This window comes from Enterobacter sp. WP_7_1 (assembly GCF_003688535.1).
GTDB classification, from domain to species: domain Bacteria; phylum Pseudomonadota; class Gammaproteobacteria; order Enterobacterales; family Enterobacteriaceae; genus Enterobacter; species Enterobacter asburiae.
In genome coordinates this window covers 654,313-670,251 of record NZ_REFK01000002.1, presented here as the reverse complement: position 1 = coordinate 670,251, position 15,939 = coordinate 654,313, and the positions used below count along the sequence as shown (strand labels likewise).

At 55.7% G+C, this 15,939-nt stretch carries 13 protein-coding genes; 5 read left to right on the top strand and 8 right to left on the bottom strand.

Annotation, left to right across the window (positions count from 1 at the left end; genetic code table 11):
- Positions 1-218: 218 nt before the first annotated feature.
- A complete protein-coding gene (gene argS / locus BJ885_RS12470) occupies positions 219-1,952 on the top strand; it encodes an arginine--tRNA ligase (RefSeq protein ID WP_047647442.1) in 1,734 nt (577 codons plus the stop codon).
- Positions 1,953-2,010: 58 nt separating this feature from the next.
- Here argS and BJ885_RS12465 read toward each other — a convergent pair whose 3' ends face one another.
- The 3 genes from BJ885_RS12465 to flhB are packed head-to-tail and all read right to left on the bottom strand — an operon-like array spanning position 2,011 to position 5,622.
- Positions 2,011-2,403 (bottom strand): flagellar protein FlhE, encoded by a 393-nt coding sequence (locus BJ885_RS12465; protein ID WP_121932049.1) that lies wholly within the window; start codon positions 2,401-2,403, stop codon positions 2,011-2,013.
- Positions 2,403-4,481 (bottom strand): flagellar biosynthesis protein FlhA, encoded by a 2,079-nt coding sequence (gene flhA / locus BJ885_RS12460; protein ID WP_029741777.1) that lies wholly within the window; start codon positions 4,479-4,481, stop codon positions 2,403-2,405. The genes BJ885_RS12465 and flhA overlap by 1 nt, the downstream gene beginning before the upstream one ends.
- Positions 4,474-5,622: a flagellar biosynthesis protein FlhB gene (gene flhB / locus BJ885_RS12455; protein ID WP_029741778.1), complete on the bottom strand. Its 1,149-nt coding sequence runs from the start codon at positions 5,620-5,622 to the stop codon at positions 4,474-4,476. Before flhB ends, flhA begins: the two co-directional genes overlap by 8 nt.
- Before the next feature lie 507 nt (positions 5,623-6,129).
- Between flhB and BJ885_RS12450 the strand changes: the two genes are divergently transcribed.
- The 4 genes from BJ885_RS12450 to BJ885_RS12435 all read left to right on the top strand — a co-directional run bounded on the left by BJ885_RS12450 (position 6,130) and on the right by BJ885_RS12435 (position 11,254).
- On the top strand, positions 6,130-6,705 hold the full coding sequence (locus BJ885_RS12450; protein WP_121932048.1) for a fimbrial protein: 576 nt from the start codon (positions 6,130-6,132) through the stop codon (positions 6,703-6,705).
- A 42-nt stretch (positions 6,706-6,747) separates the two neighbouring features.
- Complete coding sequence (locus tag BJ885_RS12445; protein ID WP_310886300.1) at positions 6,748-7,533, top strand: molecular chaperone; 786 nt, start codon at positions 6,748-6,750, stop codon at positions 7,531-7,533.
- A gap of 93 nt (positions 7,534-7,626) precedes the next feature.
- The gene (locus tag BJ885_RS12440) at positions 7,627-10,083 is read left to right on the top strand and encodes a fimbria/pilus outer membrane usher protein (protein ID WP_259467218.1); all 2,457 of its coding nucleotides are present in this window, start codon (positions 7,627-7,629) and stop codon (positions 10,081-10,083) included.
- A 4-nt stretch (positions 10,084-10,087) separates the two neighbouring features.
- Positions 10,088-11,254, top strand: a complete 1,167-nt coding sequence (locus BJ885_RS12435; RefSeq protein ID WP_121932045.1) for a fimbrial protein — start codon at positions 10,088-10,090, stop codon at positions 11,252-11,254.
- Positions 11,255-11,302: 48 nt separating this feature from the next.
- On the opposite strand, the gene cheZ is transcribed toward BJ885_RS12435, so the two are convergent.
- From cheZ to tap, 5 genes are read right to left on the bottom strand one after another with little or no spacing between them, the layout of a single operon-like run.
- Positions 11,303-11,947, bottom strand: a complete 645-nt coding sequence (cheZ, locus tag BJ885_RS12430; protein ID WP_023312251.1) for a protein phosphatase CheZ — start codon at positions 11,945-11,947, stop codon at positions 11,303-11,305.
- Positions 11,948-11,957: 10 nt separating this feature from the next.
- Positions 11,958-12,347, bottom strand: coding sequence for a chemotaxis response regulator CheY (gene cheY / locus BJ885_RS12425; RefSeq protein WP_008500431.1), 390 nt, complete (start codon positions 12,345-12,347; stop codon positions 11,958-11,960).
- A 17-nt stretch (positions 12,348-12,364) separates the two neighbouring features.
- Entirely contained in the window at positions 12,365-13,414 is a 1,050-nt protein-coding gene (locus BJ885_RS12420; protein ID WP_029741783.1) for a chemotaxis response regulator protein-glutamate methylesterase, read from the bottom strand.
- Positions 13,411-14,277 carry a protein-glutamate O-methyltransferase CheR gene (gene cheR / locus BJ885_RS12415; RefSeq protein ID WP_023312253.1) on the bottom strand — a complete coding sequence of 289 codons (867 nt, stop codon included), beginning with the start codon at positions 14,275-14,277 and terminating at the stop codon, positions 13,411-13,413. The genes BJ885_RS12420 and cheR overlap by 4 nt, the downstream gene beginning before the upstream one ends.
- 19 nt (positions 14,278-14,296) lie before the next feature.
- Positions 14,297-15,898, bottom strand: coding sequence for a methyl-accepting chemotaxis protein IV (gene tap, locus BJ885_RS12410; protein WP_121932044.1), 1,602 nt, complete (start codon positions 15,896-15,898; stop codon positions 14,297-14,299).
- Positions 15,899-15,939: the final 41 nt, after the last annotated feature.

The window sequence follows — 15,939 nt, the reverse complement described above, 5'->3', positions numbered from 1 at the left end:
GCAAAGCCGCTAATTTACTCTGTTGCCCTGTTTTGACCAACCGTAGAATCCGGCTTTTTATGACTGCATGATTATGCATACCTTCACCGCCTGGATTCTGAGCAATCTTCAGGCCCCGCAATGCTGACGCCAGAAGGCATTTGCAGTATACTCCCGCCCTAAATTCTTTAACTGGCGCGGGCGGTTGTAAGCCCGCATCAAAAACGTAAGGTATCCAGGTGAATATTCAGGCTCTTCTCTCCGAAAAAGTCAGTCAGGCACTGATTGCCGCAGGCGCGCCTGCGGATTGCGAACCGCAGGTTCGTCAGTCAGCAAAAGTACAGTTTGGCGACTATCAGGCTAATGGCGTGATGGCAGTGGCTAAAAAACTGGGCATGCCGCCGCGACAGCTCGCTGAGCAGGTACTGACGCATCTGGATCTTTCCGGCATTGCCAGCAAAACCGAAATCGCCGGTCCGGGCTTTATCAACATCTTCCTTGAGCCTGCATTCCTGGCAAGCCACGTTGACGCGGCGCTGAAATCTGACCGTCTGGGCGTTTCCCAGCCGGAAGCGCAGACCGTCGTGATCGACTACTCTGCCCCGAACGTGGCGAAAGAGATGCACGTTGGCCACCTGCGCTCCACCATCATCGGTGATGCCGCGGTGCGCACGCTTGAGTTCCTCGGTCACAAGGTGATCCGCGCGAACCACGTGGGCGACTGGGGTACCCAGTTCGGCATGCTGATTGCTTACCTGGAAAAACAGCAGCAGGAAAACGCGGGTGAAATGGCGCTGGCGGACCTGGAAGGTTTCTACCGCGAAGCTAAAAAGCACTACGACGAAGACGAAGCCTTTGCCGAGCGCGCGCGCAGCTATGTGGTAAAACTGCAGGGCGGCGACCAATACTTCCTCGAGATGTGGCGCAAGCTTGTCGACATCACCATGTCTCAGAACCAGCTGACCTATAACCGCCTGAACGTCACCCTGACCCGTGACGACGTGATGGGTGAAAGCCTCTATAACCCAATGCTGCCCGGCATTGTGGCTGACCTGAAAGCGAAAAACCTGGCGGTAGAGAGCGAAGGCGCAACGGTGGTGTTCCTTGATGAGTACAAAAACAAGGAAGGTGAACCGATGGGCGTGATCATCCAGAAAAAGGATGGCGGCTACCTCTACACCACCACCGATATCGCCTGCGCGAAGTACCGTTACGAGACGCTGCATGCTGACCGCGTGCTGTACTACATCGACTCCCGTCAGCACCAGCACCTGATGCAGGCGTGGACCATCGTGCGTAAAGCCGGTTACGTGCCGGATTGCGTGCCGCTGGAACACCACATGTTCGGCATGATGCTGGGCAAAGACGGCAAGCCGTTCAAAACCCGTGCGGGTGGTACCGTGAAGCTGTCCGACCTGCTGGACGAAGCGCTGGAACGCGCCCGCCGTCTGGTGGCCGAGAAGAACCCGGACATGCCTGCCGATGAGCTGGAAAAACTGGCCAACGCCGTGGGTATCGGTGCGGTGAAATACGCGGATCTCTCCAAGAACCGTACCACCGACTATATCTTCGACTGGGATAACATGCTGGCGTTTGAAGGCAACACGGCGCCTTACATGCAGTACGCCTACACCCGCGTGCTCTCGGTGTTCCGTAAGGCGAACATTGATGAAAGCGTACTGGCGAATGCGGCAGTGACCATCACGGAAGATCGTGAAGCACAGCTGGCGGCGCGCCTGCTGCAGTTTGAAGAGACGCTGACGGTTGTCGCGCGTGACGGCACGCCGCACGTGATGTGTGCTTACCTGTACGATCTGGCGGGTCTGTTCTCCGGCTTCTACGAACACTGCCCTATTCTGTCTGCGGAAAACGAATCGGTCCGCAACAGCCGCCTGAAGCTGGCGCAGCTCACGGCGAAGACCCTGAAGCTGGGTCTGGATACCCTGGGTATCGAAACCGTAGAACGCATGTAATACAAAAAAACCCGGCAATCGCCGGGTTTTGTTTTTTGCAGTGCTGCTCATTCAAGCGTCAGCGGTAGTTCACGATGACAGAATTACTCTGCACCTTCAGCGCCGGGATTAAGCGTCCCCCGCCCGGCACTTCCCAGATAAAACGCAAAGGTTCAATGGCCGGTACGCCGTTGAATGCCTGCGTCGTGCCGTTTTCGCCGTCGATTTCCGTGCAGCGCGTCTGAGAGCAGAGGCGCACCCGCAAGCCCGCTGGCGTAGGGCCAATCAGCCGGTAGTTCCAGACCACAAGGCCCATCTGACCGGAAACGCCTTCAGAAGGCGACAGCGGGTTAGAGGACATGGTGACGCCCCGGTTGCTGAGGGTCACCCCCATGCTGCTTGCCTGCCAGGTGCCCTCCCCGGCAGCGTGCGCCGCCAGCGGGAAGAGTAAAATCCAGAGCCATTTACGCATTATTTTCCTCCAATCGTCGCAGTCATGCGGATATGACGGTTATCCGACAGCTCCATATTCGACAGCACGACCAGCTGATTCAGGCTACGACGCAGGAAGCGCGACAGCAGCGGACGCAGCGCATGGTTAACCAGCAGCACCGGCGGTGCGCCCAGCATCTCCTGGCGCGCCAGCGCCTCCTGCGTTTGCGCCAGCAGACGGTCCGCCAGCCCCGGCTCCAGGCCGCCCCCGCCCTGCAGGGCCTGCAGCAACAGACGTTCAAGCGGCGTATCGAGGCCAATGACCTGCACTTCTCCGGTTCCCGGGAACCACTGCTGGGTGATCGCACGACCCAGCGCCACGCGTACCACCGCCGTCAGCTCGTGCGGATCGTTTTGTATCGGCGCATGCTCGGCAAGGGTTTCCAGAATGGTGCGCATATCGCGGATCGGCACTTTCTCTTCGAGCAGGTTTTGCAGCACCTTGTGCAGCGTGGTTAAGGTCACCACGCCCGGGACCAGATCTTCCGTCAGCTTCGGCATCTCCTGCGTGACGCGGTCCAGCAGCTGCTGCGCTTCCTGGCGGCCAAACAGCTCCGCCGAGAATTGCCCAATCAGGTGATTAAGATGGGTCGCCACCACGGTACTGGCTTCAACAACCGTATAGCCCTGGATCTGCGCCTGCTCTTTCAGGGCACTTTCAATCCAGATAGCGGCCAGGCCAAAGGCCGGATCGATGGTTTGTTCGCCCGGCAGCGTGCCTGCGGCGGTGCCGGGGTTAATCGCCAGCCAGCGGCCCGGATAGGCATCACCGCTGCCAATTTCAACACCTTTCATCAGAATACGGTAGCGCGCGGGCGGCAGGTCCATATTGTCGCGGATGTGAACAACCGGCGGCAGGAAGCCCATATCCTGCGCGAATTTTTTACGGATGCTGCGGATACGGCCAAGCAGCTCGCCATCCTGCTGGAAATCGACCATCGGAATCAGGCGATAGCCCACTTCCATGCCCAGGGAATCTTCCAGCTGAACGTCGTTCCAGGTCGCTTCGACGGCCTGGGTATTCTCCGGCATTTTTACCGGAACAGGCTCCGCCGCCGGTTTGATTTCACGACCGCGCATCCACCAGGCTAGCCCCAGCAGACCCGCCGTAAACAGCAGGAACACCAGGTTTGGCATACCCGGCACCAGGCCGAGCAAACCCAGAACGGCAGCGGCCAGCAGCATAACGCGCGGGTTGCTGAAGAGCTGCCCCACCATCTGCTCGCCAACGTCCTGATCGGTACTCACGCGGGTCACAATCACACCCGCCGCCGTGGAGATAACCAGCGCCGGGATCTGCGCGACCAGACCGTCACCAATGGTCAGCAGCGTATAGCTTTCCGCCGCGTGGCCCATGTCCATCCCGTGCTGCAATACCCCCACCAGCAGGCCGCCGACCACGTTAATCACCATGATCAGAATGCCCGCGATGGCGTCACCGCGCACAAACTTACTCGCACCGTCCATGGAGCCGTAGAAGTCCGCTTCCTGCGTCACTTCCGAACGGCGTTTTTTGGCTTCATCTTCGGCAATAAGACCGGCGTTCAGGTCGGCGTCGATCGCCATCTGTTTGCCCGGCATTCCGTCCAGCACAAAACGCGCGCCCACTTCCGCTATACGCCCTGCACCTTTGGTGATAACCATAAAGTTGATGATAACGAGGATAACGAACACCACGATACCGATAGCGAAATTGCCGCCCACCAGGAAGTGGCCGAACGCTTCAACCACTTTACCTGCCGCTGCCGCACCGGTGTGACCTTCCATCAGGATGATACGCGTGGACGCTACGTTCAGCGCCAGTCGGAGCAAGGTGGTAAACAGCAGAATGGTCGGGAACGCGGCAAACTCCAGGGTACGCTGGGTGAACATTGCCACCAGCAGCACCATAATGGACAGCGCAATATTGAAAGTGAAAAGCAGATCGAGGATGAATGCCGGGAGCGGCAGTACCATCATCGACAGAATTAGCAGGATCAGAATCGGCCCGGCAAGGATTTGCCATTGGGTCGATTTCAGGTTGCCGGGCAGGCGCAACATTGCCACCAGATTAGCCATCAGAGTCCTTCTCGTTCATAAAATCCAGCGCGGCAGGCACCGGAAGGTTTTCAGGTTTCACAGGCCGCTGACCGCCAGCCAGACGCCAGCGCTTCAACTGCCACACCCAGGCCAGCACTTCCGCCACGGCGGCGTAGAGTTGTCCCGGGATCTGTTGTCCGATATCCGCATGGCGGTAAAGGGCACGCGCCAGCGGAGGGGCTTCCAGGATCGGCACGCGGTGCTCAGTGCCAATTTCCCGGATTCGCAGTGCGATCAGCCCCGCCCCTTTCGCAACGACTTTCGGCGCGCTCATTTTGTTTTCGTCATAGCGCAGCGCAACGGAATAGTGCGTCGGGTTGGTAACAATGACGTCGGCCTTCGGCACATCGTCCATCATGCGGCGACGGGCGGCGGCACGCTGCATCTGGCGGATACGCCCTTTTACGTGCGGGTCACCTTCCATCTGCTTATATTCGTCACGGATATCCTGACGCGACATGCGCAGCTTTTTGAAGTGGGTATAAAGCTGGAAGATCACGTCAAAACCCACCATCGGGATAATGCTGAGCACCACCAGCAGCGCGCAGAGCCCGACCAGATTCAGCGCGTTGCTCATCGCGGTGAGCGGCGATTCGCTGATAAGACGCATCATTTCCGGCCAGTGGTACCAGAGGTAGAAGCCTGCGGAACTGCCCATCAGCACCGATTTGAGAACGGCTTTGAGCAGCTCAGCCCCGGTCTGCGCAGAGAACATTTTCGCAATACCCGGCAGCGGGTTCAGTTTGGAAAATTTCGGTTGCAGCGATTTGGCACTGAAAACCAGACCGCCGAGCATCACCGGAGAGACCAGCGCGACCAGCACAACGCCGGTAATCAGGGGCAACAGCGCGACCATGGCCCCTTTGATAAGCTGAATAATCTGGCTGAGGATCAGATTCGGATCGTTGACCATGCTGTGGTCAAAACGTAAGCCGGTGGACAACATTCCCGCCAGCTTTCGGGCGAGCGACTCCCCGCCCCACCAGATAATGCACACCCCTACGATAAGGATCAGCAGGGAGGTTAATTCTCGGGATCGGGGGATCTGCCCTTCCTCACGCGCTTTTTCTAGTCGGTGGGGTGTGGGGGCTTCCGTTTTGTCGTCGTTCTCTTCTGCCACAGTGCATGCTCAGCCCATTACGTCACGGGTATCATGCCAGCACCGCCTTTCATCAATGGGCTGATAAACCCCTATAACCGGGTCTTTTTATCCAGTTTAAGAGCCCACTCCGTACGTTGGGCAAGCGAAGAGAGGACACGTAAAGTTCGAACAGACATTGTTTCTGCTTTTGTGATGGGCTTCATATCACACAATGAATTAAGCGAAGTTTTAAAAACGTTTATTCAAAAAAATATCCCGAAAGAAAATCAACATAGTCGTCGATTTTAACAACTTAATATTGCAGGAATGATATAAGTATGTAAATCCAATAATTCAGACCAATTAAAACCCTATTTATCCATTACTGGAGAAAATCCAAAAATGGATTAATCAATACAACATTCGTCCTGAAGCTCACTTACCAGCAGAAATTTAAATGTTATAATTTCACGCGACATAATTTACTTTTCACGAAAAAGCAAATCATATGCCAGATATTTCTTTTTACTTAAAGGAACATTTAAGATGGATTTGAAAAAGAATATTGTTGCGGGCTTAGTTCTTGCAACGCTGTCGATAAATGGTTTCGCCGCAGAAATGAATGCCGGCACTATTCATTTCACGGGTGAAATTATCGAATCAAGCTGTACAATTCAGGGGGACGACGGTACGGACAGTACTATCCCACTGGGTACCTATCCTATATCGTTGTTTACTGGTGTTGGAACGGAAACCGCACTTATGCCGTTCTCCATTACGTTGGCGAACTGCCCGTTAACAAGCGCTGGGCTTCCGGCTGTTCAGCTGACCTTTAACGGCCCAACGACCCTGACCAAGACCAAGACGCTGCTGGACGTCAGTAAAATCACCACCACGGGCGATACCGCGGCCACCGGTATTGGCGTTGCCGTCAGCCCGTCGGGTAAAGATGATAAACTCATCACTATGGACGGCGCTGAAGGGCAGATCTATATCGAACTGGCGACAAAATCCGAAGATACGATTAAAGCTGATTTTAATGCTCGATATAAATCATTTGCAGCAGCGGTTACCGCCGGTCCTGCAGATGCTGATATGACGGTAAATATTCTTTACCGTTAATAAATGCATCACTGACATTCACAATATATATATTTAGGCGTCATGACATTTAAGGAGTCATGCTTTGATAATAGTCCGAATCCGGATTCGGACTATTATCATTTTCCCTCAACATCCTTTATTAAAGGTTTCACCATGCGCAAATCACTCCAGGTCTTATTATGCATTCCTGTCATTGCGAGTACCTTTTGTCACGCAGCAGGTGTTCAGATAGGTCGCACACGCATAATCTACGATGCCGCGAAAAAGGAAGTTGCCCTGCCCTTACAAAATAATGATAAAGAACTTCCCTGGTTAATACAGTCATGGACGGATACGGGTGATGGTAAAACGCACGGACCGTTTATCGTGACCCCCCCTCTCTTTCGGCTCGACCCGCAAAAAGAGCAAAGCCTGCGCATTACCTGGAACGGGACAACCTTAGCAGGGGATAAAGAATCGCTGTTCTATATGAACGTGCGAACCGTTCCTGCCACGGCTACGGATGAGGGTGACAAAAACGTCCTGCGGTTAATCTATAAAACGCGTCTGAAACTGTTCTGGCGCCCTGTCGGACTGAGCGGTACCCCATCTGAAACCTGCAAAAACCTGCGCTTCGCTCGTCATGGTCAGCAGCTCACTGTCATCAACGCGGGGGCGTTCTACAGCGTCTTTGATTCACTTGCGCTGGGCTCGCATAAAGTGGAGAAGGCCGATATGGCTGGCCCTAAATCCCGCGTTGATATTCCTCTCCCTGACAATGCTCAGGGGACGAGCGTCACCTGGCGCTGCATTACCGATTACGGCAATGCTTCAGAAAAATACACTTCCACACTTGCGCAGGATTAAAAGACCGCGATGATGACAGGACGTAATTATTTGTCATACGGGCGGCTCTTTAGACCGAATCCGCTTCTTCGCTGCCTTGGCGGTGTCTTGCTCATGGCGAGCTTCTCGACGCTGGGCCGTGAGTATCGTTTCTCTCCCTCATCGTTGGAAGGGGACATGCTGGCACAGCAGGATATCGACCTTTCACTCTTTTCAAAGTCGAATGCTCAGCTACCCGGCACCTATTCTTCACGAGTGCAGGTGAACGAACACCGCCTGAGCACCACCAATATCGTTTACGTCAGCTCGCCTGAAGGATCACTGATACCACAGCTCACACCGGATATGCTGCGGGCATGGGGGATTGCTATCGACCAGTATCCCGACTTGCTTGCATTACCCACCAATAAGGCTTTGCCCAAAGATATCAGCAACTATATCCCCCAGGCCTCCGCGCGGCTTGATTTTTCAACCATGACATTAGCGTTGAGTATTCCTCAGGCCGCGTTAAGTGGGACCGGTCACGATTACATCGATCCCTCGCGCTGGGACGACGGTGTTCCCGTGTTGTTCAGTGACTACGCTTTTTCAGGATCAAAAAATAAGGACAACGGCGACAACAGCGCCACCAGTCAGTATCTGAATTTGCGCACCGGCGCCAACCTGGGTGGCTGGCGAGTGCGCAACTATTCAACGTGGAGCAATTCAGAGAGTGAAAACCAGTGGGAAAACATCAATACCTTCCTGCAGCATGACGTTGACGCCCTCAAGGCGCAGTTCACGGCCGGGGAAAGCAACACGCGTGGAGAAGTATTTGATAGCTTACAGTACCGGGGCGTCAACCTTGCGTCAGATGAAGAAATGCTTCCCTATAGCCAACGCGGTTATGCCCCTGTCATTCGCGGCATCGCCAGTTCAAACGCTGAAGTCTCGGTCCGCCAGAACGGCTATCTCATCTATCAGCAAAATGTCGCGCCGGGCGCTTTCGAAATCAACGATCTCTACTCCACGACCAACAGCGGCGATCTGGACGTTACGGTGAAAGAGGCTGACGGCACCGAGCATCGCTTTACGCAGCCCTATTCCAGTATCGCGATTATGCTGCGGCCAGGGCGTATGAAGTATGAAATGACAGCAGGCCGTTATCGTGCTGAAAGCGGGAGCGACCAAAAGGAACCCGACTTTTTCCAGGGAAGCATGATTTACGGTTTAAATAACCTTCTCACCTGGTTTGGAGGGCTGACCCTCTCGAAAGACTATAACGCAGCCAATACCGGTGCCGGTCTGGCGCTCGGGCCGCTGGGCTCGCTGTCGGCTGACGTTACCATGGCCGACACCCGGCTAGACGATAACAGCCAACATACCGGCCAGTCATGGCGTCTGCTTTATACCGGTAAACTGGATTCGACCAATACCAACTTCAGCCTCGGCAGCTACCGATACAGCAGCCGCGGGTATTACAGCTTTGCCGACGCCAATCAAAAGCGTGACGGTCACGAAGACGATCTGCTGTTTCGTTACAACAAACGCAACCGCATTCAGGCCAGCGTTAGTCAAACCGTTGCTGGGGTGAGTCTGTATCTTAACGGTTATCAGCAGGATTACTGGGGCACCTCTAAAAAAGAGCGCAGCCTGTCGGTTGGATTAAATACCGTTATTGCCGGCACGAGTTATCACATTGCCTATACGTACAGCAAAACCAACGACGAAGAGTCTGACAGAATGGTCTCTTTAGGGTTTAGCATTCCTCTCGCCAGATGGCTGCCACGCGCCTGGAGTAGCTATAACATCAGCAATACTAAAAATGGCTATACGCGGCAAAACGTGGGTCTCAGCGGCACGCTGCTGGACGACGAGCGTCTGAGCTACTCGTTGCAGCAGAGCCATTCCAACCACGATGGGGAAGATATCAGCAGCGTCTATGGCAGCTACCGCTCGCAATACGCCAACCTGACCGCAGGCTATTACGCCTCCACTGATAACTCTCAGCAGCTTAACTACGGCATTAGCGGCGGTATTGTTGCCCATCCTCAGGGCGTCACGCTGGCTCAACCTTTAGGCAGCCAGTTTGCTATCGTCAACGCCAACGACGCGTCCGGCGTCCGTTTCCTGAACCAGCGGGGTATTCAGACCGACTGGCAGGGTAACGCAGTCATTCCATCACTCACTCCGTACCAGGAGAACAATATTCGTATTGATACCTCGAGCCTGCCGGAAAATGTGGACAGCAGCGATACCGCCATCACCGTTATCCCCTCGCGCAACGCGGCGGTGCTGGCCAGATTTGACGCCCACACAGGCTATCGGATGTTGATTACCCTGAAGCGTCCAAACGGCCTCCCCGTTCCGTTCGGCGCCATCGCGACCAGTAGCGACCCGGTGATGAGCGGCATTGTCGATGAAACCGGCACCGTCTATCTGGCAGGCATTGGAGAGACCGCGCAGATCACCGTGAAATGGGGCAACGGCACGGGCCAACAGTGCCGCGCCAGCATTACGCAACAGTCAGCCAACCACACCGAAAGCCCTAACGGTATTCGCTCGGTTAGCGAGCTTTGTCAGCAGGAATAAGCACATGAAAACTATAATCACGAAACGGGCCGTCTGGGCTTTATTGGCTACGGCATTGAGCCTGACCGCAACCAGCCCGTGCAGGGGAGCCGCGACTTTACTTCATAGCTGCTTTAGTGCACCGCAAGCCTACACCACTACGTTCGATCATGAGTTTTCGTCCAGCGAAAATGTCGCCAATCATGACTATGATGTGCCAAATCATCTGGTCGGCAATGGCCCGGTGATAGTGGCCAACTGCAGCTGTCCCGGAAATATGTTTTCTTCGAGCATGGTCTATGAAAAAACGTTTGCCGGGAGCCCGCTGAATCCGGGAACAAACGGATACGGCTATTTGACCGATAAGATCGATGCCGATATCACCGCCTATGCGGATGCAATCAACTCTCCGGACGGTACTTCTTTGAACCCGTTAGCTATCAATGAATACCCGACGTCCAGAGCTAATATGCGTAACACTACCGAGAATGCACTCGCCAAAACGGAGGGAGATGCCAACGTTTGCAGTAGTGGCACCCAGCCGAGCAACGCCGCTACAGTAAAGCGTAATTTCCGCTGGAACGTCGTTGCGATCCTGCTTCACGTTAAAAAACCCATCCTGGGTCAAGAGGTTATCCCTTCGACGATCGTCGCGCAAAACTATGCCTGTCTTTATTTCGGCTCGGGGGGAGGCTGCGATTCAGGGCAGGCAGAACAGGTCTCTGATATCTGGTTTAGCGGCACGCTTTCTGCGCCGCTAAGCTGCGTTATCAACGAAGGCAGCACCATTGAGGTTGAGTTCGGCAGCATCGTCAGCAAGCAATTCGTCATCAAGGGGCAACCGCCAAAACGTTATGCCATCAAAAACGTTGATATTTCCTACCACTGTGATGATAACGCAGTGGGAAACACGGACCGGATAAAGCTCACGCTGACAGCAGATCAGGGCGTCGCGGATAGCAGTACGCCGTACATTGCAAAACTTCTGGACAGGGACGATCTCGGGGTGCGCGTATATGATGAAAACAGCCAGAACGTTGCGCTGGATGGTACCTATGAGTTTCCGGTAACGATGGACGAGCAGGGAAACGGTGTGGTCAAAATTCAGGCTGTACCGGTCAGCACGACGAATGCCCCCCCGGCCCCGGGCCGCTTTGAAGGTAACGTGACGGTGAAGATGGATCTTCGCTAACCGAAATACCCTCAGGCTGACGCCGCAGCCTGAGGGTAATCAGAACAATCAGAAGCCGAGGCTGTCCAGCAGATCGTCGACCTGATCCTGGCTGGCTACAACGCCCGCCTTGCTGGCGTCGAGCTGTGGACCATTGAGCAGGCTTTCGTTCTCGCGTTTTGGACGGGCTGCCGGTTCCGGAATGTTTTCCAGCAGAACCATCAGCAGCTGACGCTCAATCTCCTGGATAACATCCATCATGCGCTTGATCACCTGACCGGTCAGGTCCTGGAAATCCTGCGCCATCATGATGTCCAGCAGCTGGGCGTTGGTGAAGCTGGTGTGGCCCGGCACATCACCCAGGTACTGACGAGTATCCGTCACCAGCTCGCGGGCATCCGCCAGCTCGATAGGATTCTCAAACCACTCGTCCCAGCGTTTGCTCAGGGCTTTCGCCCCCTTTTCCATCGCATCCTGGTGCGGCTGTGACGCTTCAACGCTGTTCAGCGCACGTTCCGCGGCCTGAGCGGTCATCTGCACAACATAGTCCAGACGATCGCGGGCATCAGGAATGGCTTCCGCCGCTTCGGCAATCGCCTGATCCAGACCCAGCTCGCGCAGGCTGTCACGCAGCATGCGCGTCAGGCTGCCGATGCGGACGATGATATCGCTCGGCGAGTGTTCTTCAACGGGTTTCATAGCAGGTTGCAACATTTCCATCACCTCACATGCCGAGTTTCTCGAAGATCTTACCGAGCTTCTCTTCCAGGGTTGCCGCGGTGAATGGCTTCACCACATAGCCGCTTGCGCCCGCCTGTGCTGCGGCAATGATGTTCTCTTTTTTCGCTTCTGCAGTGACCATCAGAACCGGCATAGAGGCCATTCCCGCATCGGCACGAATGGTTTTCAGCAGTTCCAGACCGTCCATGTTAGGCATGTTCCAGTCGGAGATAACAAAACCAAACCCGCCAGCCTGCAGTTTGTTCAGCGCATCAACGCCGTCTTCTGCTTCTTCAACGTTGTTGAAGCCCAGCTCTTTCAGCAGGTTGCGCACGATGCGACGCATGGTGGAAAAGTCATCCACAACCAAAAACTTAAGCTCTTTATCCGCCATAAAATAATACTCCTGAGTCAAATACGTATTGCCTGTCCGGCACTGATTTTCGCCAGCATCTGCTGGCTTACCTGGCTAAGATCGACCACTTCGCTCACGCCACCCATATTGATGGCCTCGCGCGGCATGCCGAACACCACACAACTTGCTTCATTCTGCGCAATCGTCCAGGCGCCAGCCTGGTGCATTGCAAGCATTCCGGCGGCACCATCGTTGCCCATCCCCGTCAGGATCACCCCAACGGCGTTGCGCCCCGCATGTTTCGCCACCGAATGAAACAGCACATCCACCGACGGACGGTGCCGGTTGACCGGCGGTCCGTCATGAATTTTGATTTGATAGTTAGCGCCGCTGCGCGACAGCTCCATATGCTTGTCGCCCGGGGCGATATAGGCATGTCCCGGGAGCACGCGCTCGCCGTCTTCCGCCTCCTTCACGCTGATCTGGCACAGCTTGTTCAGGCGTTCGGCGAATGAACGGGTAAAGCCTGGTGGCATATGCTGAGTGATCAGAATACCCGGACTTGAAAGCGGCAATGGCTGGAGTACATGACGAATTGCCTCTGTTCCTCCGGTTGACGCCCCAATGACCAGTAGTTTTTCCGAGCTGAGTAAGGGACCGGCCTTCAGGGTCGCAGGCGCGGCCAATGGCGTATGGGCAGCAAGCTTCGCACGCGATGCGGTGCGGATCTTCTCCGCGATCATTTCGCTGTAGGCCAGCATCCCTTCGCGTATGCCGAGCTGCGGCTTGGTGACGAAATCCACCGCCCCCAGCTCCAGCGCGCGCAGGGTGATTTCCGATCCTTTTCCGGTCAGGGAGGAGACCATCACAACCGGCATGGGCCGAAGCCGCATTAATTTTTCGAGGAAATCTATGCCATCCATGCGCGGCATCTCGACATCCAGCGTTAGCACGTCGGGGTTATATTTTTTAATTAAATCCCGCGCTACCAGAGGATCGGGCGCAGTGGCCACCATCTCCATGTCGCTGTGGCTATTGATAATTTCAGTCATGATCTGACGCATCAGCGCTGAATCATCGACAGACAACACCCTGATTTTACTCATGCTTTTTCCTTACTCAGCGCATATACCGTTTGCCCACGCAGGCTAAACTCACGCGCGAGGTTGCTGAAGTTTTCCGAGTGCCCGGCAAACAGTAAACCGTCAGGCTTGAGCAACGGAACAAACCGACGCAGAATGTCCTGTTGCGTCGTTTTATCAAAATAGATCATGACGTTACGGCAAAAAATGGCGTCGAACGGCCCCGGCACGTTGTACTGCTTATCCAGCAGGTTAACGGGCGCGAATTCGACGCAGTTCGCCAGCTCCTGGCGTACGCGTACCAGGCCTTCATGCGGGCCCGTGCCGCGCATGAAATAACGCTGCAGCTGCTGCGGCGACAGCGTTTTCAGTTCATCCTGGCGATACACGCCGTTACGCGCCTTCTCCAGCACCTCGGTATCGATATCGCTGGCGTAGACTTTCCAGCGCCCGGGCGTCATGCCCAGGGTGTCAGCAAGGGTGATCGCCAGCGAGTACGGCTCTTCACCCGTCGAGGCGGCCGCACTCCATACGCGATATTCCCCGGTGCGACGGCGGGCGTGCTCGGCCAGGACCGGGAAGTGGTGAGCTTCACGGAAAAACGCCGTCAGGTTGGTGGTTAACGAGTTAATAAAAGCCTGCCACTCTGCGCTGTTCTGGTTCGCCTCGAGCATGCTCAGATAGCGGCCAAAATCATCCAGCCCCAGCGTGCGCAAGCGCCGCACCAGACGGTTGTAGACCATGTCCCGCTTATGATCCGCAAGCACGATCCCCGCACGCTGGTAGATTAACTGACATATCCGACGAAAATGCGCGTCGGACAGCGCGAGGCGCTGTGTCATCTGCAACAATAATGACGTTTGCCCAGGGGGCATTGGTGATGTCATAGCGCCTTCTTAATTACATTCAGGATACAACTGGCACGGCCTGCGACCGCCCGACTTCTGTTACTGCTTCAACGTGCTCTTTCACATTAAATACCGCGACCAGTCCGGTCAGACGATCTGCCTGGCTGGCCAGCTGATCGGTTGCCGCTGCCGCTTCCTCAACTAACGAGGCGTTCTGTTGCGTCACCTGATCCATCTGGCTGACGGCCTGGGCAACCTGCTCAATGCCGCGGCGCTGTTCGTCCGACGCCGAGGCAATTTCGCCCATGATGTCGTTCACCCGCGTCACGGAGGTGACGATCTCGTGCATGGTTTTCGCCGCCGTATCCACAAGCGTTGAGCCCTGCTGAACGCGCGAGACCGACTCTTCGATCAGCACCTTAATCTCTTTCGCCGCGTTGGCGCTGCGGCTCGCCAGGTTACGCACTTCCCCCGCCACCACCGCAAATCCGCGCCCTTGCTCACCGGCGCGCGCCGCTTCCACGGCGGCGTTCAGCGCCAGAATGTTGGTCTGGAACGCGATACCGTCAATCACGCTGATGATGTCACCAATTTTCTGCGAGCTGGTGGCAATCTCCTGCATGGTGCTGGCGACATGAGACGCCTGGTCGCCGCCTTTCTTTGCCGTCATCGCCGCCTGTTTTGACAGGTCAGACGCCTGACGTGCGTTATCGGCGTTCTGGCTTACCGTCGCGGTTAACTGCTCCATGCTGGCCGCCGTCTGCGCCAGCGAGGCCGCCTGCTGCTCGGTGCGGGACGAGAGATCGTTGTTGCCCGCCGCAATCTCAGAGATCCCGGTGTGCATGGCATAGCTGCCCTGCCGCACGTCGCTCACCGTTTCCCGCAGCGATCCCTGCATCGCCTTCAGGCTCGCAAAGATCGCCGAAATTTCGTTTTTGCCGAACACCGCGACCGGACGCGCCAGGTCCCCTTTCGCAATGCTGTCGAAGTGGCTGCTGATAATCGCCAGCGGCTGCACGATCATTCTGCGCGACCAGAGCAGCGCCCCGCCGGTCAGCAGCCCTGCCAGGATCACCACCACGGCAAAGATGACGCCCGACATGTGATAGCTTTGACGGCTCTGGTCACCGGCACGCTGAACAGACTGGTTAATATCCTGCTGCCACGCGTTAAAGCTGCCGTCAAACGCCGCCTGCGAGGCCTGAACCGGTGCAGTCATAAAGTCCGAAAGCTGGTTGTTCTCAAGCCACGTCGCCTGGTGGTCCAGATCGCTGTACCACTGCTCAAAGTTCGTCTTCATGGCGGCCTTCAGCGCTTTCTCTTTCTCACTGTCGGCGGCCTGCGCCGTAAAGGCTTTAAACTGTGCGTCAGCCTGCTTCAGACTGTCGCGCGCGGCCGCCATCAGCGCTTTAATGTCATCCGGCGGATAACTCAGCGCGGTTAAGGTTCCCGCCTTGTTCAGCGCAGTGCTTGCCTGCAACAGCACGGCACGCGTTTGTGCCAGTGCGGAGCGCTGCTGATTACTCGCCTCAACTTCCTGCAAATTCTGATAGCCATCGCGAAACGCCCAAAAAGACAACCCGTTACTGCCAACCTGCAACACACCGCAAAGGATCAGAATCAAAAACAGTGTGGTCGAGATACGAATACGATTTAACATCCACGCTCCCATCAAGCGGCAAGCAGCCGCGGTTTAATTGT

Coding starts and splice junctions, on each gene's coding strand:
- flhA (WP_029741777.1), bottom strand. CDS start 4,481: ATGGCTAATCTGGTGGCAATGTTGCGCCTGCCCGGCAACCTGAAATCG.
- BJ885_RS12445 (WP_310886300.1), top strand. CDS start 6,748: ATGACATTTAAGGAGTCATGCTTTGATAATAGTCCGAATCCGGATTCG.
- tap (WP_121932044.1), bottom strand. CDS start 15,898: ATGTTAAATCGTATTCGTATCTCGACCACACTGTTTTTGATTCTGATC.
- BJ885_RS12435 (WP_121932045.1), top strand. CDS start 10,088: ATGAAAACTATAATCACGAAACGGGCCGTCTGGGCTTTATTGGCTACG.
- BJ885_RS12420 (WP_029741783.1), bottom strand. CDS start 13,414: ATGAGTAAAATCAGGGTGTTGTCTGTCGATGATTCAGCGCTGATGCGT.
- BJ885_RS12465 (WP_121932049.1), bottom strand. CDS start 2,403: ATGCGTAAATGGCTCTGGATTTTACTCTTCCCGCTGGCGGCGCACGCT.
- BJ885_RS12450 (WP_121932048.1), top strand. CDS start 6,130: ATGGATTTGAAAAAGAATATTGTTGCGGGCTTAGTTCTTGCAACGCTG.
- BJ885_RS12440 (WP_259467218.1), top strand. CDS start 7,627: ATGGCGAGCTTCTCGACGCTGGGCCGTGAGTATCGTTTCTCTCCCTCA.
- cheR (WP_023312253.1), bottom strand. CDS start 14,277: ATGACATCACCAATGCCCCCTGGGCAAACGTCATTATTGTTGCAGATG.
- cheZ (WP_023312251.1), bottom strand. CDS start 11,947: ATGTTGCAACCTGCTATGAAACCCGTTGAAGAACACTCGCCGAGCGAT.
- cheY (WP_008500431.1), bottom strand. CDS start 12,347: ATGGCGGATAAAGAGCTTAAGTTTTTGGTTGTGGATGACTTTTCCACC.